Consider the following 24,132-nt stretch of genomic DNA (forward strand, 5'->3'; position numbering starts at 1 on the left):
TTACACCGCACCATGGCCTTGCTGATCAATTTTCACTCAACCACAATCTTCACCTTCGGTTTAGAAAGGATAATCTTGACCAGGTCGATGTATGTAACAGGTTTATAGAAATAATAACCCTGCTGAAATGTGATATTATTTTGGTTCAGATAGTCAAATTGTTCTTTCGTTTCGACATCTTCAGCGACGATACTGATCGAAAGTTTACGCGCCAGATCCAATACACAATCCAGAATTCGGGTTGATGCTGGGTCTGCGTTGACGCGGCCAACGAAACTGTGATCAATTTTGATATAATCAATATGCAGGTCATGCAGATAAGAAAGCCCTGAGTAACCAGTACCGAAATCATCCAGCGCGATGACAAAACCATTTTCATGCAGAATGTTCAACCGCTGAACCAGACTTTCATCAACATTTAATGGCTCACGCTCGGTGACTTCCAGAACAAGGTTTAAATCGCGGCGGGTAAAACTGTCACGGTAATTTAAGCACTCGTCGACAAACGTCGGCAAAATAATATGCGAGGCGCTAAAATTAATCCCAATATGAAAACCTTCCGGCAGTTTACTCGCGATAGCGTTCATCTGTCTGGCAACCTGATTCATCAGGCTTTGCGTAAGCGGAACGATTAATCCGCATTTTTCAGCAAGTGGAATAAATGCCGCGGGTGATATATATCCACCGTGAGGTTGTTTCCAGCGGGCTAACACCTCAACTCCCCGCAATGTCCCTTCCCGACCATTTACCACAGGTTGGTAAAAAGGGACGATCTCCCCATTATTTATAGCCCGTCGCAGGATCTCTTCAGGCGTTGCGCTTTTATTGAAATACCTATCAAGCAGGAAGGCAGCGGCGCAGGCGATTAACAGAATAAATATCAAAATCCCAAAGCCTTTATCGATAAGTCTGTAGAAGCTAAAGAGACGTTCATTCGCTCGCGCAGGGGTCTACAGAGAGCATGGTAGAGAGCATCACAAATATCCACGCCGAAGATAAAATTTTCTCCAACTTCATCTAGCCTATTAATTTTTTAGCACAATGTAGGCAGAATTAAACAAATTAGGCGGGATATCAGGCGTCAAGAATGGAAAACGAGCGCTCTCCATTCCTGTTTGCCCTCTGATATTGCGGATATATTAAGAAAGCATAACGCCTGAAATGCTCACTTTGCATCAGCATAGTGATACAGCTGATGTTTATTCAAAAACCTTACTCAAGTTTTAAGAGAGCACAGATTCCCTGTCATTAATAATGATATCCGTTAGTGTAGTCTTATGCATTTCAATGTACTGCAAGATTTGCAGATAGAGATCAGAAAGAATAACACTGGTCTCATCTTTTAAACGCAAGCGTAAAGCCTGAGCAATAATATGACTATCAACATATCCATGTGTCATGAACACCTCCCTCTCGAGATTTTTAAACAAAGCACATTGAAAAATAAATCTCTCTGGGATTGAATTATTCATGTCAGCCTCGCAGGAATAGTGATCCAATAAAATTATGCTGTGTATAGTCTAAAGCGACAGACAAAAATAAGATGAATGAGTTTTCTATAAACTTATACTTTATAATTAAAAGTTACATATCATCAGCTGTGTATCGCAACACGATTTCCAGTGTTTTTCTAATCACATCAGCTTTGAGAATATCACTTGTTGTTTCCAGGGAGTGTATCAGACTTAAGATAATATTTTTATTATTAACATTATCGCCTGAAAGCATTAAATTGGTCACAGCCTGCCCTAACACAGCAGACTCTTCTTCTAACAAATTACCTGAACTACGAAAGTAACTTGATAACGCTTTATCAGATATTGCATTATGAATAGTAGTATCTTCAAGCATGGTAACCTCTCATCTTACTTATGAAATTTTAATGTATTCTGTTTATTTTCTTACCAGTGAACATACTTTTATTGTCAGCTATCGCTGTTCTTCGGTTTGGCCCTCCTGTATCACTGTTGCTAAAATCACGAATTATGCTGTCAATTAAATCTCGTCGGAAAGTATTTTCCTCAGCCGATTTCATTACGAGTAATTGCTTAATAAGAGTCTGCAACGAAAAATTTATCTTCATGCGCAGTATCTGGAGCACCGCCTGGCCAGTAATTTCATATTTTATACTTTCATTATCAGATGTCTTCATAACGACTTCATAGCTAACCTGTTAAATAATCAGGCTGTTGCATTATTCAAAAAGCAACCCAATTAGTGCATTATAATGTTTCTGTTCCTCTTCCCCTGTCGCTTGTTCCAGCCGGCAAAGAAGTTTGGCACAAAGCGACTTTCGACTCAGATTACGTCCATCTTTCAAAATCTCAGTCACAATTTCCCCGAGAGTTTCCTGCTGAGTAGGCAAGTTAGCTTTTGCAAAGTAACGAGTGATTGCTCCTGCAGAATCTGAAGTCACTGAATTTTGATGCATGCTACGCCTCTGTTAAAAATGTTAATCAATGTTAAGTGAGGTAACAATAGCAAACTTGTACGAAATATGTGTACAGAATGATAAATTAATTTTTCGCAATTAGTGCTAATTCATATAAAACAATGCATTACGATAAAACATATTGCATCATTTAAATGACAACCTATACAGGTTTTTTCGCCAAACCGTCTTCAACCTTTTCCACTTTTTATCAATGTAAAGAAACGGTTATGTTTTGGTATTAAAAGAAAGACACAAGAAGATATGTCTGTTACCGTCTTACTCTCGCCTCGCCCATTACCCTGGATTGTTAATGCTTACCACCCTTATTTATCGTAGCCATATACGTGGCGACGAACCTGTCAAAAAAATTGAAGAAATGGTTTCGATAGCAAATCGCAGGAACATGCGGTCTGACGTAACAGGGATCTTACTGTTTAATGGTTCTCATTTTTTCCAGCTTCTGGAAGGTCCGGAAGAACAGGTTCAAATGATATATCGGGCCATATGCCAGGATCCACGGCACTATAATATTGTTGAACTGTTGTGCGATTACGCGCCTGCTCGCCGTTTTGGCAAAGCAGGAATGGAATTATTTGATTTACGCCTGCACGAGCGAGATGACGTTTTACAGGCCGTATTCGACAAAGGCACATCAAAATTTCAGCTAACTTATGATGACAGAGCGCTACAATTTTTTCGTACTTTTGTCCTTGCAACTGAACAATCAACCTATTTCGAGATTCCTGCTGAAGACTCCTGGCTTTTTATCGCTGACGGATCTGATAAAGAACTTGATTCTTGTACCCTTTCATCAAATATAAACGACCACTTTGCCTTTCATCCTATTGTCGACCCTTTATCGCGGCGGATAATCGCTTTTGAAGCCATTGTGCAAAAAAATGAAGACAGCCCGTCAGCTATAGCGGTTGGGCAGCGTAAAGACGAGGAAATCTACACAGCGGATCTCAAAAGTAAGGCGCTTGCATTTGCGATGGCACACGCACTTAAGCTCGGTGATAAAATGATTTCAATCAATCTATTACCTATGACCCTGGTTAACAAACCTGACGCAGTCTCTTTTTTACTTGATGAAATAAAGGCCAATGCTCTGGTACCTGAACAAATCATCGTTGAATTTACTGAAAGTGAAGTCATATCTCGGTTTGATGAGTTTGCCGAAGCGGTTAAATCGCTAAAGGCGGCCGGTATCAGTGTAGCAATTGATCATTTTGGCGCAGGTTTTGCTGGTTTGTTACTCCTGTCACGCTTCCAGCCTGACAGAATTAAAATCAGTCAGGAATTGATTACCAATGTTCATAAAAGCGGACCACGGCAGGCAATTATTCAGGCGATCATGAAATGCTGTACATCACTTGAAATTCAAGTCTCTGCTATGGGCGTGGCAACACCAGAAGAGTGGATGTGGCTTGAATCTGCAGGAATTGAGATGTTTCAGGGAGATCTGTTTTCCAAAGCTAAATTGAATGGTATCCCTTCAGTTGCGTGGCCGGAGAAAAAATAATTTTCAGCACATTATTTCGCATGATTTCTGGAAATCATCGTGAAAATGAATACGTTATGTTTTAATTTAATCCACATTAAAAATAATGTTTCATCCAATTTAGCTGAAATCTTATTTATACTTTGTACAATTTCAGCGTATATTGTACAAAGTATTATTGGGTCGTGTAGAGGCGACGGAGATTTATGACCGCAAGGAGGAATTGTGGCTTATTACAGCATTGGTGATGTTGCTGAACGTTGCGGGATTAATCCTGTCACTCTCCGGGCCTGGCAACGCCGCTACGGTTTGTTAAAACCACAGCGCAGTGAAGGCGGACACCGACTCTTTGATGAAGAAGACATACAACGCATCGAAGAGATCAAGCGTTGGATAAGTAATGGCGTTCCTGTAGGCAAAGTTAAAGCATTACTGGAAACTACCAGCCAGGATACGCAAGATGACTGGAGCCGCCTGCAAGAAGAGATGATGTCAATTCTTCGTATGGCTAATCCAGCCAAACTACGCGCGCGAATTATTTCACTGGGTCGAGAGTACCCAGTAGATCAATTGATTAATCATGTTTACCTTCCTGTTCGCCAGCGTCTCGTGCTTGATCACAACACCTCCCGCATTATGAGCAGTATGTTTGACGGCGCATTAATTGAATACGCAGCGGCCTTACTTTTCGAAATGCGCCGTAAGCCCGGTAAAGAGGCCATTCTGATGGCGTGGAATGTTGAAGAGAGAGCACGATTGTGGCTGGAAGCATGGCGTTTATCATTGTCAGGATGGCACATTTCTGTTCTTGCTGATCCCATTGAATCGCCGCGCCCGGAACTGTTCCCAACGCAAACATTGATTGTCTGGACAGGCATGGCACCAACGAGAAGGCAAAACGAACTTTTACAACACTGGGGTGAGCAAGGTTATAAAGTCATCTTTCATGCCCCCTAAATTCACCTTTATCCCGCCCCTTAGACAGAATGTTATAATCTGAACCCACACCAGCGTTTGTAGCGGAGCTGGTCCGTTGCAAAATGCCCACCGGGAGAATTCAGGTAATCCCCCTTTCACACTTTGTACATATCACAGCCAAAGGACAGACCAGATTGAAGTGGTAAAACCGATCGTGCACACTACGCAGTCTCACACCTAACAAGAGGTTATTATCCTGATGGATCAGGTCGTTGTTTTTCAAAAGATGTTTGAGCAAGTGAGAAAAGAGCAAAACTTCTCCTGGTTTTATTCAGAATTAAAACATCACCGTATTGCACATTACATTTATTATCTGGCTACGGATAACATCAGAATTATTACTCACGATGACACGGTTTTGTTATTAAGAGGAACCAGGAACCTGTTAAAAGTTAGTACGACCAAGAACCCAGCTAAAATAAAAGAGGCCGCATTGCTTCATATTCGCGGAAAATCTACATTTCGGGAATACTGTTCAACACTGGCAGGCGCAGGCGTTTTCCGGTGGGTTACTGATGTTAATCATAACAAACGCAGTTACTACGCCATTGATAATACGCTTTTATATATTGAAGATGTAGAAAATAATAAACCATTAATCTAGCTAAAGTTGGGAGCTTAAAAAATGCTTCATAATTCAGTAAGGCATTAGCATAATGGAAATAAAAGTGCAGAGACTATCCCTATGGATGATTAATACTGTCTTTTTATTGCTCCCCATAAATAATCACCAGACCAATACGATCAAATTGATATTTGAAATGTGTTCACTTGACTTTTGATACGTTATTTTATAACGGTTAACATATTTATAAAAACAACGGGCGTGTTATACGCCCGTTTCAATATTTAACACATGTAGAGATTACATGTTCTTGATGATCGCGTCACCAAACTCTGAACATTTCAGCAGTTTAGCGCCTTCCATCAGACGTTCGAAGTCATAGGTTACGGTCTTCGCGTTGATTGCGCCTTCCATACCTTTAACAATTAAGTCAGCCGCTTCAACCCACCCCATGTGGCGCAGCAGTATATAAAAATTATGTATTCAACTCGCTGATATTTAATCATAAATATTATTTTCTTGTCTTTGTATTAGCCAAAATCAACTTTATTCAACCGTTTGATTTCATTGACGTTCGTTTTTATTTTGGGGAAAGATTTTCTCTACCATTTATATCAAAATTACAAGTCTACATTTTATTAACATCTCAATACATGTGTGGCCTTGCAAGCCATTGCGAGGCCTTATGTGTCTCAGTTTTGTCCCGCCTTGTATTACGACTTGCATAGCCAATGAAGATAAACGTGACGACAAACAAAGCAGCTGTCTTCTTTTCTTTCACACTTTCCCCACTCAGCAGCATGCATACCTTCTACTATAACTGTAGTGAATGTCTATTATGAGCGAACTGCGGACATCGTGGAGACAACATGCTGCTGGGTGCGGATATCCCATGGCACGTCATATCGCTCGCCGTATTACTTGTTATTTTTTTGAAACGAGAAGTTGATACAATTCCTTCAGGGATAAGGCTAATAACTCATTCTTCCTGATGAGATCTTTATCAGCGTCTATACCCTCTGCGCATGATTCATTTAAATAGTTCAGTGTTTCCTGATCATCATCCAAGCATTCATAGCTGCCTGAATAAAATTCATCGCAACTTGCTTTGTTATTTTTGTCAATGTAACCAATGCATTGAATCACGCCTTTAACAACTTTAGCAGCAGAAAAAACAAAGTAACTGCAGTCATTTATATAGCGTTCAATATCAAAAATCATATAAAAATAGTGCATAGAGTGTTTTTCAATTTCAAACTCACTTGAAATCATAGCTATTTCACATTCAAGGTCTTTCAGACCATCTAACATTATGGAAAGTTTACATTGTTTTTCTTGCACAGTTTCATACTTAAATGACTCTCTCCCCTTTGCCCTGACATTTATTCTTTCTTCAATTGCATAAATATAAGCAGGATATACACGCGACCACACTTGGTTTATTTTTAGGATTAACCGGCCTCTTTTCAGCCTTTCTTTTGTAGCTATAAATTCTGCATATAGCGCAGCATCCTCTTCGCACCATACATCAACTTTTCGTTTATAACCCAACTTTAATTCTTTCCCTACGCATTCAGGAAACAAAGGATCAAAGTCCTTTAAGTATTCAAACTCACTTAGATAGAATCCTGTCTCATAACGATTAAATAATTTCCTAAACTCTTTCCCACTTAAGGTTTTCATTGTATCAATCACTCTGTTTTCATAAAAGCAAAGTCAACAAGATAAAACAATAAAAACTCTTACACAACCAGCTGATGTTTTTAAAATAGAGGATAATATAAGACAAGCATAACCTCGTTCACTTCAATGCTACTCCTATCGTTCTTTTGCGTCACAGAGCGCCTGCCGGACAACTGCATCATAGACCAAACGGAACTGCTTCCGTCGATTAATCAGATGGCAGCGCATAAACACGCTCAACAACCCGTTTGACTGCTTCAATTTTAAGCTCTTCGGAATAACGCTTACCGTGTAAGTCTCCCTGCAAAACGAGCTATCAACTTTTAAGGAGTCTCTGGCCCCCCTGCTTCCGCTCCTGGCACACAGCAGCCCTAGAGACAGTGGAGTAAAGTCATGGAGGCTCGGTGGGGAGAGGTGCAAATCCTCCCATACAAAAAATACGAAAATCAGTAACGGCTAGAAATCATTCAATACATGCACTCTCGAAATTGCATCAGCCAACCGCAAAACGTTATTTCAAAGCCTACTAGCTGCCTTACTTTTTTCCTCAATAACGCGTCGCCAGCCGGAAACAACCTAATCCCTGTTTTGGGCCTCAAAACCGCTAATGATAATCATTTTCATTTTGTATAGGTTGTGCTATAAAACATAGCCGTTGCTATGTTTGTTCTAATTTTGCTCACTATAGGTACTAAATTATGCACTCGATAAAAAAAGTAACCATGCTCTTGGGGGGCCTCGCACTCACCTGCTCGATCGCATTTCAGGCAAGTGCAACTGAAAAATTCAAGGTCATTACAACATTTACCATCATCGCGGATATGGCCAAAAACGTGGCGGGAGATGCTGCAGAAGTCTCATCCATAACCAAGCCTGGTGCAGAAATTCATGAGTATCAGCCTACCCCTGGCGATATTAAACGTGCGCAGGGGGCACAACTGATTCTCGCCAATGGTATGAATCTGGAATTGTGGTTCCAACGCTTTTACCAGCATCTCAATGGGGTTCCAGAAGTAATTGTCTCTTCGGGTGTGACGCCTGTAGGGATCACCGAAGGACCCTATGAGGGCAAACCTAACCCCCATGCATGGATGTCGCCAGATAATGCTCTGATTTACGTCGATAATATTCGTGATGCGTTGATAAAATACGATCCGGCAAATGCACAAACCTACCAACGCAATGCCGATACTTATAAAGCCAAGATTACCCAAACCCTTGCCCCCCTGCGTAAGCAGATTACGGAACTCCCTGAGAATCAGCGATGGATGGTCACCAGTGAAGGGGCTTTTTCTTATCTCGCACGCGATTTGGGGCTAAAAGAGCTTTATCTGTGGCCGATTAATGCCGATCAACAAGGAACACCGCAGCAGGTACGTAAGGTTGTTGATATAGTTAAGAAAAATCATATCCCGGCAGTCTTTAGCGAGAGTACGATTTCCGATAAACCAGCGCGTCAGGTTGCGCGTGAAACCGGCGCACACTACGGCGGTGTGCTCTATGTCGATTCCCTGAGCACAGAAAACGGCCCGGTACCGACGTATATCGACCTTCTTAAGGTTACTACCAGTACGCTGGTACAGGGAATTAAAGCTGGGAAAAGGGAGAAATAATGATGCAATCTGCAGGCATTGTCGTTAATGATGTTACTGTCACCTGGCGTAACGGGCACACAGCACTGCGCGATGCATCCTTCACAGTACCAAGTGGATCTATTGCCGCTCTGGTTGGGGTAAACGGTTCCGGAAAATCGACGTTGTTTAAAGCGATTATGGGATTTGTGCGTCTGACCAGCGGAAAGATATCTGTTCTGGGTATTCCCACGCGACAGGCGTTACAGAAAAACCTGGTTGCCTACGTCCCTCAGTCAGAAGATGTTGACTGGTCATTTCCTGTACTGGTGGAAGATGTGGTGATGATGGGCCGCTATGGGCATATGGGTATGTTGCGTATCGCCAAAAAGAGGGATCGTCAAATTGTCACCGATGCGCTGGAACGTGTCGATATGGTGAATTTTCGCCATCGACAAATCGGCGAGCTTTCCGGTGGACAAAAGAAACGCGTCTTTCTGGCGAGAGCGATTGCACAGCAGGGTGATGTGATCCTGCTGGATGAACCTTTTACTGGCGTTGATGTGAAAACCGAAGCCAAAATCATCAGCCTGTTGAGGGAGTTACGCGCGGAAGGCAAAACGATGCTTGTCTCAACACACAATCTCGGATCCGTCACGACATTTTGCGATTATACGGTCATGGTCAAAGGCACCGTCCTGGCAAGCGGGCCGACAGACACCACTTTTACAGCCGAGAACCTAGAGCTGGCTTTTAGCGGCGTACTGCGCCATGTCACACTTAACGGCTCGGAAGAAAGCATTATTACTGACGATGAACGCCCTTTTGTGGCTCATCGACCGTCAGCGGTGCAGAGGGAAGAAAGATGAACGTGCTACTGGAACCCTTCAGCTATGAATATATGCTCAATGCGATGTGGGTCTCGGCGATGGTCGGCGGTCTCTGCGCTTTCCTGTCATGCTATCTGATGCTAAAAGGCTGGTCGCTGATTGGCGATGCGTTGTCGCACTCTATTGTCCCGGGTGTTGCGGGGGCATATATGCTGGGGCTTCCGTTTTCTCTGGGAGCCTTCTTTTCCGGCGGACTGGCTGCGGGCAGCATGCTGTTTCTTAACCAACGCACCCGCTTAAAAGAAGATGCCATCATCGGTCTGATCTTCTCGTCCTTTTTTGGCCTGGGGCTGTTTATGGTGTCATTGAACCCGACATCTGTGAACATTCAGACCATCGTCCTGGGCAATATTCTGGCAATCGATCCGGCGGATATCCTGCAACTCACTATCATTGGCATTCTCTCGATCATCGTGCTTTTTTTCAAATGGAAAGATCTTATGGTGACCTTTTTCGACGAGAATCACGCCCGTGCTATTGGATTGCATCCGGGCAGATTAAAACTCATCTTCTTCACCCTGCTGTCGGTTTCGACCGTTGCGGCGCTGCAAACGGTTGGTGCCTTTCTGGTGATCTGTCTGGTGGTGACTCCCGGTGCAACAGCATGGTTGTTAACCGATCGTTTTCCCCGCCTGCTCATGATTGCTGTAACTATTGGCAGTGTAACTAGTTTCCTCGGCGCGTGGGTCAGTTACTTTCTGGACGGCGCGACAGGTGGAATCATCGTGGTGGCGCAGACACTGCTGTTTCTTTTAGCATTTGTCTTTGCGCCCACCCATGGGCTTTTGGCAAATCGTCGGCGTGCGCATAAGGCGCTGGAGGATCGCTCATGATGGCATTATTACTGGAGCCACTGCAGTTCACCTTTATGAGTCACGCACTGCTGATTTCACTGGTAGTTTCCATACCCTGTGCGCTGCTGTCGGTCTTTCTGGTCCTGAAAGGTTGGGCACTGATGGGTGACGCGATGAGTCATGCGGTTTTTCCTGGAATCGTGCTTGCCTGGATTCTGGGGTTACCTTTGGCTACAGGGGCATTCGTCGCCGGAGTATTCTGCGCGGTGGCGACGGGATACCTGAAAGACAACAGCCGAATCAAGCAAGATACAGTGATGGGGATTGTTTTTTCTGGCATGTTTGCCGCAGGTCTGATCTTGTATATTGCAGTCAAACCAGACGTACATCTTGACCATATTCTTTTCGGCGACATGCTCGGGATAACCATCGGCGATATAATCCAGACGATGATTATTGCCGGGCTGGTTACACTTGTTATTAGCGTAAAATGGCGGGATTTTTTGCTGTTCAGCTTTGATTATCAACAGGCGCAGGTAAGCGGTTTGCATACGAGATGGCTGCATTATGGGCTGCTGTGCATGGTCTCTCTGACCATTGTGGCGACGCTGAAAGCGGTAGGTATCATTCTCTCCATTTCTCTGCTCATTGCGCCTGGCGCCATTGCGGTACTCCTGACACAACGCTTTCATATTGCGCTCCTACTGGCGACTGGCATATCGGTAATAGTGTCAATGACTGGTGTCTGGTTGTCCTTTTTTATCGACAGCGCACCAGCTCCGACGATTGTCGTCTTATTCGCGGTTTTGTTCATCATGACGTTTGCCGTTACCAGCATCAACGCACGCAAAAAGGGAAACTCCCATACACAGGATCTGTTATCACCCAATTAGCACAACATCCGAGGACAGCAACACCCGATACTTTTTCCTGGCTTCCAGCAACGGGGTTTCTTCCTCCGTTGCATATACAGCTCACCTTTTTTCACCCACGATTAACCAACAGCCAGACCAGCAGACACGCCACCACCGGCACAGCAAAATCCATCAGGCTTGCCACATCCCAAGCTCGCGGATCAAAACCGCCCCACCACGGCATATTCATTCGCTTGCCATGCCCGAACATTTCAATCCAGCGATATTCTGCCTGGGTATGTTCACGCGCAATGAAGAACGTACAACCGGCTATCGCTCCGTAAGCCCAGTTTCCGGTAAAAAGACCAACCAGTATCTGCGCAGCCACAGCACAAAGCGCATGAAGTAAGGGGCTTATATCCATTATTTCCTCCTTTCAGCTCCATTCCCGAAGCGGTGTTTCCAGCTCCACGACATAATCAGAGAATACAGAAACATCAAACAAGTCATCAAGAATGCGAATGTTGACAAAATAACCGTCATTCCGGACACAGACAGGTTCTCCCTCTTCTGTTACCCCTGTTTCTGTGTAGGTGAAACCAATTTCATCGACTAACAGTTTATTCTGGAGGTCTTCATCCTCCTCCCAGTCAAGAGATGACAGGAAGGCCTTAAACTGCAGTTTGTCATGAAACTTCAAAGTTAAATCTTTCATACGACCTCTTTTAATTGCCTGTCATTTAATTCTTTATGCCATATGCGGAAATTGCGAATATGGCCAAACAGATGTCGTTCTCCAGTATTCGTCTGCCCTCCAAATCGGATATTTTTATCAGCGGTCACACCATTATATTCACAATAAACTTCATTAACCGCTTTACCATTTGTCACCACATGAAAGTGACCATCAGCTTTTGCAATACATCCAAATGTGGTTTTCTCTGCAAATACATCTGTCGCTGCGCTATTAACATACAAGCCTGAAGGGTTTGACAGACTCATATATAACTTACCACTACCTCTGTTGATTGCTGCAATTGCTGATTGCCCGGTATTGGCTGCTGCTATATCCCACACGCGGGGTGCGGCGTTTGGTGCAATATCCCAGTTTTTATGAATCTCAAGTAAAAAAGTAAATGGTAACTTATAAAGATTATTTCTGGTGGGGATACTAACCAAATCACTGGCTCTTGTCGTTGCGCTGCCTCCTGAAATAATAAATGATGATACACACGGCCCATTCTCTACTTGTGGGGTGGCAAGATAAATATAGTCACCAGATACTGTTGCCCCACCCCGCTCAGGAGAATACTGTATCTGAGAGCCTATTTTTAACTCACCATCAATTGCCTGAATCGTTGCCTCTGCAAAAATCCAGCCTGTGGTCTTATCCTTCCTGACTCGTGCCGTAATTCTGCCGGCAGCCCCACCTGTCATATTAATTTCAAGCGTTTGCGTATCAATGTACGCATCGCCAAGAAAAGTTGTTGCACTACCATCATACTTATCAAACCGTATACGTAACCTTACCTGTCGTTCTGTTTTAAAACGGCATGAGGTTGTCACGTACTTGTTATCGCCTGAGACATCAACTGACTTTGTTGCAGCAATTGATGCCATATTAATAGCCGAAGTTTGCCCAACCAGAGAATCGTTGCAGACAAACTTTCCATAAGTAAAACCAAAACTATCTGTCCCGGTTTCGGGCACATCCATGTTTGATGACTTCCCCCAGCTGGCTGGACTTTCCGAATTGAGCATGTAGTTCGTTCTTTGTCCCTCAATAAGCAGGCCATCACACTCAAATCGCGGCTCATTAATTTCCGCCGTTTTCAGTTCGCCAGATTTGTTGATATATGTTGCCGTTGATGCGCGACTGAAATTAACCTGTTTATCACTGGCGACCTGAACCACATCGTCACCAATAGCTATTTTTTTATAGCCCGGAGAAAAACCCGCAATCATATCCAGTGAATCGTTAAACGGTATCCACACATCAGGCAGCGGCGGCACTATATTCGCATAGGGCTCTGCAGTCACTTCCGCTGCGACTTCTGCGCGGTCTGCCGCCTTTTCAGCCCGTGTCGCTGCCGACAGAGCCTCATCCTTTTTCTGCCCGGCCTTTGTTGCGTCTGCTGCGGCCTCCCGCGCTTTTGTGGTGGCGACTCCGGCATTTTCAGCGGCTGACTCTGCATTACGGCGGGAAGCCTCTTCACTGTCTGCGGAGGCTTCTTCTGACGCACGGGCATTTGTCTCTGAACGTTCTGCCGCTGTTGCTGCGTTTTGTGCGGCTGTTTTTGAAGAAGCTGCCGCTTTCGCGCTGTTACCTGCATTCGTCTCTGATGTTTTCGCCGCATTCCTGGACGATGCCGCTGCTGTTTCTGATTTCTTTGCTGCCGCTGCGCTCTGAGAGGCGGCTTCAGCGTTGCGTGCCACCTCTTCCACCATCTTTTCAAAACGATACAGTGCCTCCGGACGAACATCATCTTCTGTTGCAGCGCCCAGAAAATCATTCAATGTCCCCGGCTTAGAATCCTCATACACGGTGATGGCCCCGGCATGTGAAGGCGGAAAACCTTCAACCAGCAGGATAACGCTGTACTGGCCATACTCGACATCCATGCTGTAACGTCCGGCTTCATCCGGATTTTCTGAGGCCACCGTGTTCACCACAACCGTGGTGCTGTTACGTTTTGCTTTGAGCTGAATGGTGCAGTTCTGTATCGGTTTTCCTGCACCGTCTTTCAGCACGCCTGAAATCTGTACTGCCATATTCACTCCACAAATAAAAAAGGCGCCATTTCTGGCGCCCGTATCTGGGTTATAAAATTCAACTGATACCGGCTGTAGATTTCTTCATCACAACAACAAGAAGGTCGCTGATACTGGTCGTTGGCGTCCAGTTATTAGCACCATATGAAGAAACATTGAAAGTCAGGGTGACATGGCCGTGTCCGGCAGGCATATCAATGACTGATGAAAATACCCTGCTGACATCCGTCGCGGGTTGCTGAAAGATTTCCTGTCCGTTCTTCAGTACCTGCAGCTTACAGGTTGAATACCAGTATGACTGTTGGTTGTTGCTGTTGAAGTTTTCATGCTTACCCCCACGAAACAGAACGGGGGGGACTACTATCTGACGGTCAAAAGCCTGGTCATCGTACACAGTGACCGTTATTGTACCGCTGGCATAACTGCCATTTCTCGGAAAGGCTTTTCCCACCGTTTTGACAATATCACCTTCAATCTGGTTAGCTGACAGTTTTCCCAGAATCCGACAGTTCTGATTAATCGTGACGTTGTTGAGCGTCCCGGAGTTCGCGTTCACGTTACCGCTGATATCCGCATTTTTCGCAGAAAGTCGACCATCAGGTGTCAGTGAAAACGTTGGGGGATTGCCACCGCTGGTAATGGTGGGAGCCGTCAGATATTTCAGGAACACTTCGTTCATGAATATCTGATCGCCCTGCCCAACAAACATCGGCTTTGTGTTGCCATTCGCAGGATTAATCATCGCAATCCTGTCCGCCGCCAGCAGCACCTGACTCTGCATACCGTCAGGAGTATTCTCAACACCGGCACCAATACCCGCGATATAAAGGCGTCCGTCCTGCATCTGCTGCAGCTTCACAGCCCACATGCTGTTCAGGTTATTATTTGTATCAACCTGAACCTTCTGTATCTGCTGGATCGCTGCACTCTGGTCTTCCAGTTTCTTATTGACGGTCTGCGTGATTTCATTGCTGACACCCGTAATGGACGTCCTGATTTCAGCCAGGTCAGGCGCAAGCTGACCGTTATCAATCTGCGTCCACAACTCCTGAGCCAGATGGGTTTTCCCTATCTCTCCTTTGAAAAAATTCAGATAGCCGGATGCATCATCACTCGGCTGGCCAACAGCCTCCACAAATGCCGATTTGCCAACGGTGTTCACACTGCGGATGTAAAAATAATAATCATGGCCCGGTTTGATATTGATACTGGCGGCTATCCAGTACAGCGCCGTGCCAAGATAGCGTGCTGTGGTTTCAACCTGCCTGATATCCGCAATCCGCTTTTCCGAGAACCAGAACTCAAACTGTACCGTCGGATCATAAACCGCAAGATGCGGCGTGGCGGTTATCTGAAAATACCCCGGTGTCAGCTCAATCTGCGACGGCGCTGCCGGTGCGGCAATCCGGAACGATACCGATGCCGGATCGCCCTGCTGCCCCCACGCATTTACCGCCCGGACTGTCAGCCTGTAGTTCCCCAGCGCCAGTTGCCTGAAGCGGTATGTGGTTTCCGTCGTCCGGGCCGTGCTGACCAGCCGCTCACTGCCGTCATCCGCTGCCACGGTCAGGCGAAGCATAAAGCTCACCCCCTTCACCACCTTCGGCGTGTCCCAGCGCGCCAGCACCTGATATTCCCCGCTGTCTGCGGTGACTTCGGCAGTCAGGTGCTGCACCGCTGGCGGCGTGACACCATTCACCGTGCCGCTCTGGTCGCCGTCAAAGTGCGCCCCGTTATCCACGATGGCCTCTTTTTCCGGTACATGCTGCACGGCAGTGATGGCATACGTGCCGTCATCGTTCTCACGGATACTCACACAGCGGAACAGGCGCTGGCGCAACGTTGGCAACTTCAGCCCCCACACGCTGTATTCTGCAACGCCGTCAGGAACACGGCTCACTTTTACCTTCACGCCGTCGGTGACGGACTGGACCTCCACGCTGACCGGATTCCCCTGTCCGTCAGCCAGGCTTATCAGCGTGGTGCCGGAGGATGGCAGCGTGATTTCACGGTCGAGCGTCAGTGTCCGCGTCTGGTTGTTCACCGCCAGCACGCGCCCGCCGATGCTGATCCCCGCATAGTCATCATCACAGATTTCAATGACATCGCCCGGTACATGGCGAAGCCCTTCTGCACCCACGCTGAAGTCCACGGTCTGCGTTTCCAGCAGCTCCGTTTTAATCAGCCACAGCCCGGCGCGGTGTGCCTGCCCCCGGCTGGTACAGCCAAAGGCATCCATCTTCGTGACGTTACGACCGTAACGGGCAATGGCCTGCGTGTCCTCCACAAGCTCTGTCGCCGTCTCCCAGCCGTTATCCGGGTCAATCCAGTTCACCTCAACGGCATTATGGCGGTCTTTCAGGGCGCTGAAGCTGTAGCGGAACGGCGCGCCATCATCCGGCATCACCACATTACTGCGGTTATAGGTCCACACCTTATCCGACGGTCGGTCCTGCACGAATGTCAGCGTCTGCCCGTTCCATACCGGCATACAGCGCATCGCCGAGCAAAAATCACTGAGCACATCCCACGCCTTGCGCTGTGTGGTCAGGTACGCATTACAGGTGATGCGCGGCTCCGTGCCGCCAAAGCCGTCCGGCACTGACTGGTCGCAATTCTGGCCGATGACATACAGCGCCCATTTATCCACATCTGCCGCACCAAGACGTTTCCCCATGCCGTAGCGCGGATGGGTCAGCATATCCCACAGACACCAGGCCATGTTGTTGCTGTATGCTGGCTTAAACGTTCCGTCCCAGATACCGCTGTATTGCCGCGTCTGCGGGTTATAGTTCGACGGCACCTGCAGAATGCGCCCGCGAAGATGATAATTACGGCTCACCTGCTGGCTGCCGAACTGCTCCGAGTCCACCTGTACGCCGACCAGTGCCGTGTTCGGGTAGCACTGTTTCACATCGATGATTTCGGTGTATGACGACCAGAGCGTTTTGTTCTGCAACTGGTCTGTGGTGCTGTCCGGCGTCATCCTGCGCATCCGGATATTAAACGGGCGCGGCGGCAGGTTATCCACCACCACCGAGGCCAGATACTGCGACGTGGTTTTGCCCTTAATGGTGATGTCTTTTTCCGTCACCCAGCCACCGTTACGTTGAATCTGAACCAGCAGGCGGACTTCCGATGGATTCCTGTCCCCCTTTGAGGTGGTTTCCACCAGTGCCTGCACGCCGAAAGTAAAACGCAGACGGTCAATGTTTGCCGACGTGATGGTCCGGGTGATCGGCGTGTCATATTTCACTTCTGTACCGAGCACCGTCTCGGAGCCGGAGGATTCAAATCCCTCCGGCGGTGTCTGCTCCTGCTCACCGGCCCGGAACACCACCGTGACGCCGAATATATTGGTATTCCCCTCACTGTCCAGCACCGGCGTACTGTTCAGCAGCACGCTTTTTAATCCATCCACCGGACCTTCAACCGGCCCTTCGCTGATGGCGTCTATCACGCTCAGCATCTGGGATGATTTCAGGTTGTCCTTCGCTTCGCGCGGGGTATGCCCCTTACTGCTGCCTTTACCCATTCCTCATGCTCCATAAACGATAAAACCGCCCGGAGGCGGTTTCACATAAAACATTTTGCATCAGCGACCAATCACCACAACCTGACCACCATCCCCTTCGTCTGCCGTGCTGATCTCCTGAGAAACCACGCGTGACCCCACGCGCATTTCACCGTACAGAACCGGCAGAACATTGCCCTGGGCAACCATGTTATCCAGTGAGGAGAAATAGGTGTTCTGTTTGCCGTTATCCGTTGTCTGTGTACGGGGAGTTCTGGCTTTCGGTGCCAGCATCTGCGCCACACCACCGAGCACCATACTGGCACCGAGAGAAAACAGGATGCCGGTCATACCACCGGCCCCAATGGCTGCCCCCCATGCTGCAAGGGTGGCTCCGGCGGTAAAGAATGATCCGGCAATGGCGGCAGCCCCCAGGACAATCTGGAATACGCCACCTGACTTGGCCCCGGCGACTCTGGGAACAATATGAATCACAGCGCCATCAGGCAGAGTCTCATGTAACTGCGCCGTTAACCCGGACGTGCTGACGTCCCGCCCGGCAATCCGTACCTGATACCAGCCGTCGCTCAGTTTCTGACGAAACACCGGGAGCTGTGTGGCCAGTGCGCGGATGGCTTCAGCCCCCGTTTTCACACGAAGGTCGATGCGGCGGCCAAATCGTTGTAAATCCCCGTAAAGGCAGATGCGCGCCATGCCCGGTGACGCCAGAGGGAGTGTGTGCGTCGCTGCCATTTGTCGGTATACCTCTCTCGTTTACTCAGTTGTTCAGGAATATGGTGCAGCAGCTCGCCGTCACCACAGTAAATAGCGGCATGATTCGGCACCGATGAACCAAAGCAGCACAGCAGCACATCGCCCGGCTGCGCCGCTGACAACGGCACCTGATACAGCCCTGTGGCCTCCAGATTATCAAGATAGAGATTCTGGCCGTTACGCCACCAGTCATCCTCACGATGAAAGTCCGGCATCTCAATCCCCGCCAGATGGTAAGCGTCCCGGAACAGCGTGTAACAGTCCGTCACCCCGTGCTCAAAGCGCCGCCCGGTGAGATGCGGCACACAGCGGAACTTATGAATCGCCCCCCGGCAGACCAGCCACCACGGCAAATCACTCTGCACCTGCAGCCGCCGGTCGGCCTCACTCAGCCAGGGCAGACCACCGGGATGACTGTGGACCAGCGCCACAATCTCACCCTGCATCTCTGCCTGCAGCCAGTCCTCCGGAGCCATCCGGAAATACGCCTCCGGCTCACCGGAGATATTCACGCAGGGAAAATATCTTTCCCCCTCCGGCGCTCTCACCACGAAGCCGCACGACTCCGCTGGCGCACATCGCCGGGCATGCGCCAGAATCGCTGATTCTGTCTCTGTCATGGGATTTACTGCGAAAGTTTGTTAATGGAAAGGAAGCCGCCAAAGTTGCCGACGTTATTGCGAAACTTACAGCCGCTCAGGCATTTGCTGCATTTATCCTTCGTGATATCGGAAGTCGGCTGATCATATTCATCCGCGACCGCCGGACCGTGATAACCGCACTCATCACCGCGATAGGTCCAGGTGCAGGTATTAGCCAGCATGATGCGCCCCGGAAAAACGGCACCATCCGTTTCCGTCGGTGTGGACAGTACAAAGGAGGCACTGACCGCACTCAGTTCGCTGCACTGCTCGATGCGCCAGCGGCTGATCACCTCCTGCTCCGGATCGGCGTCGCTGTTTCCGTTGACGAAGTTCACCGCATCCAGAAAACGGGCGTAAACCTTACGCCTGACCACCGTTCCGCCGACCAGACTCTGCAGATCTTCCACCATCCCGGTGACCATACCGTACAGGTTAGAAACCGTCAGCGTGGGGCGCGTACTGGTGCCTTTGCCATTCAGTTCAAAACTACTCCCCTGAATGGGATACGGCTGATACTGTCGCCCCTGCCAGGTGACCGGCTCACCTTTTTCGTTCTGCTCATTACAGAAAAAATAACGTTCTCCACCGACCTCTGTCAGATCGATTTCCCAGAGCACCACGCTGGCCGACTGCTCCGCACGGGTGCATTCATTCAATGTTTCCTGCCGGATATCCTGCATCAGTTCACCACCTGTTCAAACTCTGCGCTGAACTCAACACGCAGCATACTGACCCGCGACGACCATTTTGCGCAGGTCACCTTTATCTGCCTGTAACCATAAGGCGGCGTCCACAGAAAGGCCTTCCAGCCCCCGTGCTCAGCCAGAAACGACTCCAGCGCCGTGGCCTCCTCACGGGAGACAGACAGCGTCACGCTGTACGTTTTCAGGTCAGCGTTCAGCCCGGCAGGCGCACGCTGGGAATAGCCATCACCAAAGCGCACCTCCCTGACGGAAGGAGCCGATGTCACATCCATCCCGGGTTTCACTTTCCAGCGGAAGGTTTTCATCGTCCACCTCCGGAGAACAGACCACCATCGCGCATCTGTGCCTGGATTTCATCACGGGCACCCTTGCGGGCCATGTCATACACCGCCTTCATCATCTGTGGACCTGGCAGACCATTCGTACCGTCGTTCTGAATCACCACGTTGTTGTTCTGCTCAAACCTGATACCCTCTGAACGCCGCATTTGCGCCGGACTTCCGGTGCCACCGACATAACCGCCGGTGGCATAGCCGCGCATCAGCCGGTAGAGATTTCCCACGCCAATCCGGCTGGTTGCCTCCTTCGTGAAGACAAATTCACCACGGTGAACAATCCCCGCTGGCTCATATTTGCCGCCGGTTCCCGTAAATCCTCCGGTTGCAAAATGGAGTTTCGCCGCAGCGGCCTGAATGGCTGTACCGCCTGACGCGGATGCGCCGCCACCAACAGCCCCGCCAATAGCGCTGCCGATACTCCCGACAATCCCCACCATTGCCTGCTTAAGCAGAATTTCTGTCATCATGGACAGCACGGAACGGGTGAAGCTGCGCCAGTTCTGTTCACTGCCGGTCAGCATCGCCGCCATATTCTGCGCAATACCATCAAAGGTCTGCGTGGCAGCACTTTTAACCTGCGACATACTGTCCGTGGCACTCTCTTCCCACTCACTCCAGCCGGACTTCAGGCCTGCCATCCAGTTCCCGCGAAGCAGGTCTTCAGCCGCCCAGGTCTTTTTCTGCTCTGACATGACGTTATTCAGCGCCAGAGGATTATCGCCATACTGTTCCTTCAGGCGCTGTTCCGTGGCTTCCCGTTCTGCCTGCCGGTCAGTCAGCCCCCGGCTTTTCGCATCAATAGCGGCCCGTTTTGCCCGTTGCTGCTGTGCGAATTTATCCGCCTGCTGCGCCAGCGCGTTCAGGCGCTCCTGATACGTAACCTTGTCGCCAAGTGCAGCCAGCTGGCGTTTGTACTCCAGCGTCTCATCTTTATGCGCCAGCAGGGATTTCTCCTGTGCAGACAGCTGGCGACGTTGCGCCGCCTCCTCCAGTACCGCGAACTGACTCTCCGCCTTCCACAAATCCCGGCGCTGCTGGCTGATTTTCTCATTTGCTCCGGCATGCTTCTCCAGCGTCCGGAGTTCAGCCTGAAGCGTCAGCAGGGCAGCATGAGCACTGTCTTCCTGACGATCGCCCGCAGACACCTTCACGCCGGACTGTTTCGGCTTTTTCAGCGTCGCTTCATAATCCTTTTTCGCCGCCGCCATCAGCGTGTTGTAATCTGCCTGCAGGATTTTCCCGTCTTTCAGTGCCTTGTTCAGTTCTTCCTGACGGGCGGTATATTTCTCCAGCGGTGTCTGCAGCCGTTCGTAAGCCTTCTGCGCCTCTTCGGTATATTTCAGCCGTGATGCTTCGGTATCGCTCTGCTGCTGCGCATTTTTGTCCTGTTGACTCTGCTGTTCAGCCTTCTTTCGGGCGGCTTCAAGCGCAAGACGGGCCTTTTCACGATCATCCCAGTAACGCGCCCGCGCTTCATCGTTAACAAAATAATCATCCTTGCGCAGATTCCAGATGTCGTCCGCTTTCTTAAACGCAGCCTCTGCCTTAATCAGCATCTCCTGAGCGGTATCAGGACGACCAATATCCAGCACCGCATCCCACATGGATTTGAATGCCCGTGCTGTCCTGTCTGCCCAGGTTTCCAGCGTGCCCATGTTCTCTTTCAGGCGTCGGGTCTGGTCATCAAACCCTTTCGTTGCGGCCTCGTTCGCCGCCTGCAATGCCCCGGATTCATCGCCGGAACGCTGCAACTGAGCAACATACGCAATCTGCTCCGCCGTTACGTTATGGAACTGGCGCGCCATCGCCGTCAGCCCCGACGTCGGGTCAGTGGTCAGCTTCCCGAAGGCTTCAGCGACCTTGTCCACCTCCACGCCGGATGCAGAGGAGAAACGCGCCACACTCTGGCTGATGGATGCAATCTGAGCCTCACCGCTTACTCCCGCCTTAACCAGTGCGCTGAGTGACTCGCTGGTCTGGTTAAACGTCAGCCCTGCCGCCTGCCCGGCTCTGGACAGGACCAGCATACGATCTGCCGTCAGACCCGACTGATTGCCGGAAAGGACCAGCGTTTTGTTGAAATCGGACAGGGTTGAGTTACCCTGATACCAGGCATACGCCAGCGCACCGGTCGCCACCGCCAGCGAGGTGGCCCCGACCATCGGCAGGGTGATCGCACCGGCAAGCCCCCGGAACATGGGGATCATCCCGCCGAAGGAGTCCTTAACCTGACCACCCTGTTGCAGCAGGATCAGCCACGGGCTTTGCCCGCCTGCAAGCTGCGTGGCCACGTCGGTGAACTGTGCAGGCAGCATACGCATGGCGGCTTTATACTGCCCGACGGAAATCCCCGCTTTCTGTGCAGCCAGCGCCTGTCGGCTCAGCGACTGTTCAACGACTGCCGCTGTTTTTTTCGCATCACTTTCCGTACCGGAAAAATGACGCCTGACTCTGGCCATCTGCTCGTCAAATCTGGCCGCATCCAGACTTAAATCAACGACCAGATCGCCTACCGGTTCAGCCATACCGGACTCCTCCTGCGATCCCTTCTGATACTGTCATCAGCATTACGTCATCCTCCGTCATGCCCGCCATATCCGGGGAAGCGGGGATAACTTCATTTCCGTCCGGGTCAAAGCGGACGCCTCCGGTAAGCCCTGCCGCTTTCTGCATCAGCACATCATCTTCAGGCTCTTCGTCATCCTCACGCCGGTTCAGCAAACTGAAATCCAGCGGATGCATATCCGGATCGCTGAAAAACAGGCTGAGCACAGTGTACGTCAGCCCGGAAAAGTGCATATCCAGCAGAACATCATGAAAATAATGGGTACTGTAAAAGCGGTGCCAGTCGGCATACTCCGTGGATGACATCCCGGCAAGCATGGCGCGCCAGTCAGGTCGCCCCATCTCTCGCGCCAGTTTCAGGGCAAAACTCAGCTCACCGTCGAACACTTTCCCGCAGAAACAGGCTCTGCAGGCCCGGAGTCCTCTGCCTGGTCAGGGGCATCATTCACCACAAACCCATACATACCGGACAGCCGGTACACCACGTTTTCAGCATGAGAAATTGCCTCCGCGGGCCAGGTGGTAAGCACTTCCTGCTCAATCTGTTTAACGGCTTCATTCATGGAAGGCTGCTTTGTCTTCTGCGGATGGTTATGCCACAGGGACATCGCCACCACAAAAGCACCGGTTCTGATGGCGTCTTCCACAGTAACCTGCCGGTTGCTGTCTGACTCCGCCTGTTCTGCCTGCTGTTTCATCAGGGCGAGATGCTCAATACGCTGCAGGGCTGACAGTTCAGAAAGCGTGACGGTCACGCCGTTATGTTCAAATGATTCGGTTTTCAGGAACATCGCTGACTCTCCGGATTAACTGTCGGTGACAGTGATTTCTGCAACCGCAGCAAGTTCACCATTACCGGATACAACCGGAATGTTGACCTTGCCTGCAGCAACGCCGTTCACGGTGATGGTCATACCACTGACCGACACGGTGGCTTTTGTTTTATCCGCTGACACCGCACGGAAGCTCTTGTCAGTTGCGCCCTCCGGCTGGAAGGCCACGGTCAGCGTGGTGCTCTGCCCTTTCACCACCGAGGAGCTGGCAGGCGTCACGGTCATACCGGTTGCCGCCGTCACCGTACTGCGATCTTCTGCCATTGACGGACGGCCCACATTGGTGACCTTCACCGTACGGGTGATCACTTCCTTCGCCGTCACCGCCTTACCGATACTGCTGACCCAGCCACGGAACACATCGACCGTGCCGTTCGGGAAGCGGATTTTATAGGCACGGGTATCACCTTCATTAAACCACGCCAGCAGCGCCTGCTGCCCCTGCTCTCCGGGCATCCACGCCAGCGTGAAGCTGGTATCTCCGGCGGATTTCTGCCCCTGCCCGGTCGCGGTCCAGTCCGCATCTTCATCATCGAGATAACTGTCGTCATAGGACTCAGCGGTCAGTTCGCCGGGCGTCAGGTCTTTAATTTTTGCCAGACGCGACCAGTCATTGTCTGAAAGCGGGTTTGCATAAGGGTCGCCGCTCCCGTTATAAACCCACAGTGTGGTTCCGGCCCCTTTCACCGGTGCCAGAGGATTTGGTGTTGGCATATCG

24 protein-coding genes and 3 pseudogenes are annotated in these 24,132 nt (G+C 49.4%); 8 read left to right on the top strand and 19 right to left on the bottom strand.

The window, feature by feature from the left end; all coding sequences use genetic code 11:
• Positions 1-32: 32 nt before the first annotated feature.
• The 5 genes and pseudogenes from HBM92_RS13660 to ycgZ all read right to left on the bottom strand — a co-directional run.
• A pseudogene (locus HBM92_RS13660) lies at positions 33-926 on the bottom strand (cyclic diguanylate phosphodiesterase); the annotation flags it as partial.
• A 297-nt stretch (positions 927-1,223) separates the two neighbouring features.
• Complete coding sequence (ymgC, locus tag HBM92_RS13665) at positions 1,224-1,472, bottom strand: protein YmgC (protein WP_001065750.1); 249 nt, start codon at positions 1,470-1,472, stop codon at positions 1,224-1,226.
• A 112-nt stretch (positions 1,473-1,584) separates the two neighbouring features.
• Positions 1,585-1,851, bottom strand: coding sequence for a biofilm/acid-resistance regulator AriR (ariR, locus tag HBM92_RS13670; protein ID WP_000888771.1), 267 nt, complete (start codon positions 1,849-1,851; stop codon positions 1,585-1,587).
• A 28-nt stretch (positions 1,852-1,879) separates the two neighbouring features.
• Entirely contained in the window at positions 1,880-2,152 is a 273-nt protein-coding gene (locus HBM92_RS13675; RefSeq protein ID WP_000858013.1) for a hypothetical protein, read from the bottom strand.
• A gap of 42 nt (positions 2,153-2,194) precedes the next feature.
• Complete coding sequence (ycgZ, locus tag HBM92_RS13680; protein ID WP_000554153.1) at positions 2,195-2,431, bottom strand: regulatory protein YcgZ; 237 nt, start codon at positions 2,429-2,431, stop codon at positions 2,195-2,197.
• A gap of 313 nt (positions 2,432-2,744) precedes the next feature.
• Between ycgZ and bluF the strand changes: the two genes are divergently transcribed.
• From bluF to HBM92_RS13700, 4 genes are all read left to right on the top strand, one after another.
• Positions 2,745-3,956 carry a blue light-responsive regulator BluF gene (bluF, locus tag HBM92_RS13685; RefSeq protein ID WP_001298110.1) on the top strand — a complete coding sequence of 404 codons (1,212 nt, stop codon included), beginning with the start codon at positions 2,745-2,747 and terminating at the stop codon, positions 3,954-3,956.
• Positions 3,957-4,160: 204 nt separating this feature from the next.
• Positions 4,161-4,892 carry a DNA-binding transcriptional repressor BluR gene (bluR, locus tag HBM92_RS13690; RefSeq protein ID WP_000332313.1) on the top strand — a complete coding sequence of 244 codons (732 nt, stop codon included), beginning with the start codon at positions 4,161-4,163 and terminating at the stop codon, positions 4,890-4,892.
• A 220-nt stretch (positions 4,893-5,112) separates the two neighbouring features.
• Positions 5,113-5,517, top strand: a complete 405-nt coding sequence (locus HBM92_RS13695; RefSeq protein ID WP_000373104.1) for a DUF1398 domain-containing protein — start codon at positions 5,113-5,115, stop codon at positions 5,515-5,517.
• Between the two features lie 52 nt (positions 5,518-5,569).
• Positions 5,570-5,695, top strand: coding sequence for a hypothetical protein (locus tag HBM92_RS13700; RefSeq protein WP_001445545.1), 126 nt, complete (start codon positions 5,570-5,572; stop codon positions 5,693-5,695).
• Positions 5,696-5,778: 83 nt separating this feature from the next.
• Here HBM92_RS13700 and HBM92_RS13705 read toward each other — a convergent pair.
• Positions 5,779-5,946 (bottom strand): annotated as a pseudogene (locus tag HBM92_RS13705) (NADP-dependent isocitrate dehydrogenase); the annotation flags it as partial.
• Between the two features lie 456 nt (positions 5,947-6,402).
• Positions 6,403-7,161 carry a hypothetical protein gene (locus tag HBM92_RS13710; RefSeq protein WP_001304451.1) on the bottom strand — a complete coding sequence of 253 codons (759 nt, stop codon included), beginning with the start codon at positions 7,159-7,161 and terminating at the stop codon, positions 6,403-6,405.
• A 698-nt stretch (positions 7,162-7,859) separates the two neighbouring features.
• On the opposite strand from HBM92_RS13710, the gene sitA reads away from it, so the two are divergent.
• Genes sitA through sitD form a run of 4 tightly spaced genes read left to right on the top strand, consistent with a single transcriptional unit; the run spans position 7,860 to position 11,309 of the window.
• Positions 7,860-8,774, top strand: a complete 915-nt coding sequence (gene sitA, locus HBM92_RS13715; protein ID WP_000555630.1) for an iron/manganese ABC transporter substrate-binding protein SitA — start codon at positions 7,860-7,862, stop codon at positions 8,772-8,774.
• A complete protein-coding gene (gene sitB, locus HBM92_RS13720; RefSeq protein ID WP_000983716.1) occupies positions 8,774-9,601 on the top strand; it encodes an iron/manganese ABC transporter ATP-binding protein SitB in 828 nt (275 codons plus the stop codon). Before sitA ends, sitB begins: the two co-directional genes overlap by 1 nt.
• Positions 9,598-10,455 (top strand): iron/manganese ABC transporter permease subunit SitC, encoded by an 858-nt coding sequence (gene sitC, locus HBM92_RS13725; RefSeq protein WP_001101730.1) that lies wholly within the window; start codon positions 9,598-9,600, stop codon positions 10,453-10,455. The genes sitB and sitC overlap by 4 nt, the downstream gene beginning before the upstream one ends.
• Positions 10,452-11,309, top strand: coding sequence for an iron/manganese ABC transporter permease subunit SitD (sitD, locus tag HBM92_RS13730; protein ID WP_000968127.1), 858 nt, complete (start codon positions 10,452-10,454; stop codon positions 11,307-11,309). Before sitC ends, sitD begins: the two co-directional genes overlap by 4 nt.
• Positions 11,310-11,400: 91 nt before the next feature.
• On the opposite strand, the gene HBM92_RS13735 is transcribed toward sitD, so the two are convergent.
• From HBM92_RS13735 to HBM92_RS13790, 12 genes and pseudogenes are all read right to left on the bottom strand, one after another.
• Positions 11,401-11,694: a hypothetical protein gene (locus HBM92_RS13735; RefSeq protein ID WP_000355360.1), complete on the bottom strand. Its 294-nt coding sequence runs from the start codon at positions 11,692-11,694 to the stop codon at positions 11,401-11,403.
• 12 nt (positions 11,695-11,706) lie between these two features.
• Positions 11,707-11,985 carry a hypothetical protein gene (locus tag HBM92_RS13740; RefSeq protein ID WP_000654167.1) on the bottom strand — a complete coding sequence of 93 codons (279 nt, stop codon included), beginning with the start codon at positions 11,983-11,985 and terminating at the stop codon, positions 11,707-11,709.
• A 1,693-nt stretch (positions 11,986-13,678) separates the two neighbouring features.
• Positions 13,679-14,042: pseudogene (locus HBM92_RS25840) on the bottom strand (prophage tail fiber N-terminal domain-containing protein); the annotation flags it as partial.
• A gap of 58 nt (positions 14,043-14,100) precedes the next feature.
• Positions 14,101-17,577: a host specificity protein J gene (locus tag HBM92_RS13750; RefSeq protein WP_001546181.1), complete on the bottom strand. Its 3,477-nt coding sequence runs from the start codon at positions 17,575-17,577 to the stop codon at positions 14,101-14,103.
• 60 nt (positions 17,578-17,637) lie between these two features.
• Positions 17,638-18,210: a tail assembly protein gene (locus HBM92_RS13755; protein WP_000847704.1), complete on the bottom strand. Its 573-nt coding sequence runs from the start codon at positions 18,208-18,210 to the stop codon at positions 17,638-17,640.
• Complete coding sequence (locus tag HBM92_RS13760) at positions 18,207-18,950, bottom strand: C40 family peptidase (RefSeq protein WP_000140699.1); 744 nt, start codon at positions 18,948-18,950, stop codon at positions 18,207-18,209. Before HBM92_RS13760 ends, HBM92_RS13755 begins: the two co-directional genes overlap by 4 nt.
• Positions 18,951-18,955: 5 nt before the next feature.
• Entirely contained in the window at positions 18,956-19,654 is a 699-nt protein-coding gene (locus HBM92_RS13765; RefSeq protein ID WP_001152660.1) for a phage minor tail protein L, read from the bottom strand.
• Entirely contained in the window at positions 19,654-19,983 is a 330-nt protein-coding gene (locus HBM92_RS13770; protein ID WP_000847405.1) for a phage tail protein, read from the bottom strand. Before HBM92_RS13770 ends, HBM92_RS13765 begins: the two co-directional genes overlap by 1 nt.
• Positions 19,980-22,541: a phage tail tape measure protein gene (locus tag HBM92_RS13775; RefSeq protein ID WP_000840269.1), complete on the bottom strand. Its 2,562-nt coding sequence runs from the start codon at positions 22,539-22,541 to the stop codon at positions 19,980-19,982. The genes HBM92_RS13770 and HBM92_RS13775 overlap by 4 nt, the downstream gene beginning before the upstream one ends.
• Positions 22,534-22,968, bottom strand: coding sequence for a phage tail assembly protein T (locus tag HBM92_RS13780; protein ID WP_000459474.1), 435 nt, complete (start codon positions 22,966-22,968; stop codon positions 22,534-22,536). The genes HBM92_RS13775 and HBM92_RS13780 overlap by 8 nt, the downstream gene beginning before the upstream one ends.
• A complete protein-coding gene (gene gpG, locus HBM92_RS13785) occupies positions 22,950-23,372 on the bottom strand; it encodes a phage tail assembly chaperone G (RefSeq protein ID WP_000479129.1) in 423 nt (140 codons plus the stop codon). Before gpG ends, HBM92_RS13780 begins: the two co-directional genes overlap by 19 nt.
• Positions 23,373-23,387: 15 nt before the next feature.
• A complete protein-coding gene (locus HBM92_RS13790; RefSeq protein ID WP_001351266.1) occupies positions 23,388-24,128 on the bottom strand; it encodes a phage tail protein in 741 nt (246 codons plus the stop codon).
• Positions 24,129-24,132: the final 4 nt, after the last annotated feature.

The organism is Escherichia sp. E.sYA108, assembly GCF_011754335.1.
GTDB lineage: Bacteria > Pseudomonadota > Gammaproteobacteria > Enterobacterales > Enterobacteriaceae > Escherichia > Escherichia coli.

Excerpts from the sequence above, each read along its gene's own strand:
- HBM92_RS13760 (WP_000140699.1), bottom strand. The coding sequence starts at position 18,950 with ATGACAGAGACAGAATCAGCGATTCTGGCGCATGCCCGGCGATGTGCG.
- HBM92_RS13710 (WP_001304451.1), bottom strand. The coding sequence starts at position 7,161 with ATGAAAACCTTAAGTGGGAAAGAGTTTAGGAAATTATTTAATCGTTAT.
- HBM92_RS13750 (WP_001546181.1), bottom strand. The coding sequence starts at position 17,577 with ATGGGTAAAGGCAGCAGTAAGGGGCATACCCCGCGCGAAGCGAAGGAC.
- HBM92_RS13695 (WP_000373104.1), top strand. The coding sequence starts at position 5,113 with ATGGATCAGGTCGTTGTTTTTCAAAAGATGTTTGAGCAAGTGAGAAAA.
- ariR (WP_000888771.1), bottom strand. The coding sequence starts at position 1,851 with ATGCTTGAAGATACTACTATTCATAATGCAATATCTGATAAAGCGTTA.
- ycgZ (WP_000554153.1), bottom strand. The coding sequence starts at position 2,431 with ATGCATCAAAATTCAGTGACTTCAGATTCTGCAGGAGCAATCACTCGT.
- HBM92_RS13770 (WP_000847405.1), bottom strand. The coding sequence starts at position 19,983 with ATGAAAACCTTCCGCTGGAAAGTGAAACCCGGGATGGATGTGACATCG.
- sitB (WP_000983716.1), top strand. The coding sequence starts at position 8,774 with ATGATGCAATCTGCAGGCATTGTCGTTAATGATGTTACTGTCACCTGG.
- sitA (WP_000555630.1), top strand. The coding sequence starts at position 7,860 with ATGCACTCGATAAAAAAAGTAACCATGCTCTTGGGGGGCCTCGCACTC.
- sitD (WP_000968127.1), top strand. The coding sequence starts at position 10,452 with ATGATGGCATTATTACTGGAGCCACTGCAGTTCACCTTTATGAGTCAC.
- HBM92_RS13765 (WP_001152660.1), bottom strand. The coding sequence starts at position 19,654 with ATGCAGGATATCCGGCAGGAAACATTGAATGAATGCACCCGTGCGGAG.
- ymgC (WP_001065750.1), bottom strand. The coding sequence starts at position 1,472 with ATGAATAATTCAATCCCAGAGAGATTTATTTTTCAATGTGCTTTGTTT.
- bluF (WP_001298110.1), top strand. The coding sequence starts at position 2,745 with ATGCTTACCACCCTTATTTATCGTAGCCATATACGTGGCGACGAACCT.
- HBM92_RS13735 (WP_000355360.1), bottom strand. The coding sequence starts at position 11,694 with ATGGATATAAGCCCCTTACTTCATGCGCTTTGTGCTGTGGCTGCGCAG.
- HBM92_RS13675 (WP_000858013.1), bottom strand. The coding sequence starts at position 2,152 with ATGAAGACATCTGATAATGAAAGTATAAAATATGAAATTACTGGCCAG.
- HBM92_RS13790 (WP_001351266.1), bottom strand. The coding sequence starts at position 24,128 with ATGCCAACACCAAATCCTCTGGCACCGGTGAAAGGGGCCGGAACCACA.
- HBM92_RS13775 (WP_000840269.1), bottom strand. The coding sequence starts at position 22,541 with ATGGCTGAACCGGTAGGCGATCTGGTCGTTGATTTAAGTCTGGATGCG.
- HBM92_RS13700 (WP_001445545.1), top strand. The coding sequence starts at position 5,570 with ATGGAAATAAAAGTGCAGAGACTATCCCTATGGATGATTAATACTGTC.
- gpG (WP_000479129.1), bottom strand. The coding sequence starts at position 23,372 with ATGTTCCTGAAAACCGAATCATTTGAACATAACGGCGTGACCGTCACG.
- HBM92_RS13740 (WP_000654167.1), bottom strand. The coding sequence starts at position 11,985 with ATGAAAGATTTAACTTTGAAGTTTCATGACAAACTGCAGTTTAAGGCC.
- sitC (WP_001101730.1), top strand. The coding sequence starts at position 9,598 with ATGAACGTGCTACTGGAACCCTTCAGCTATGAATATATGCTCAATGCG.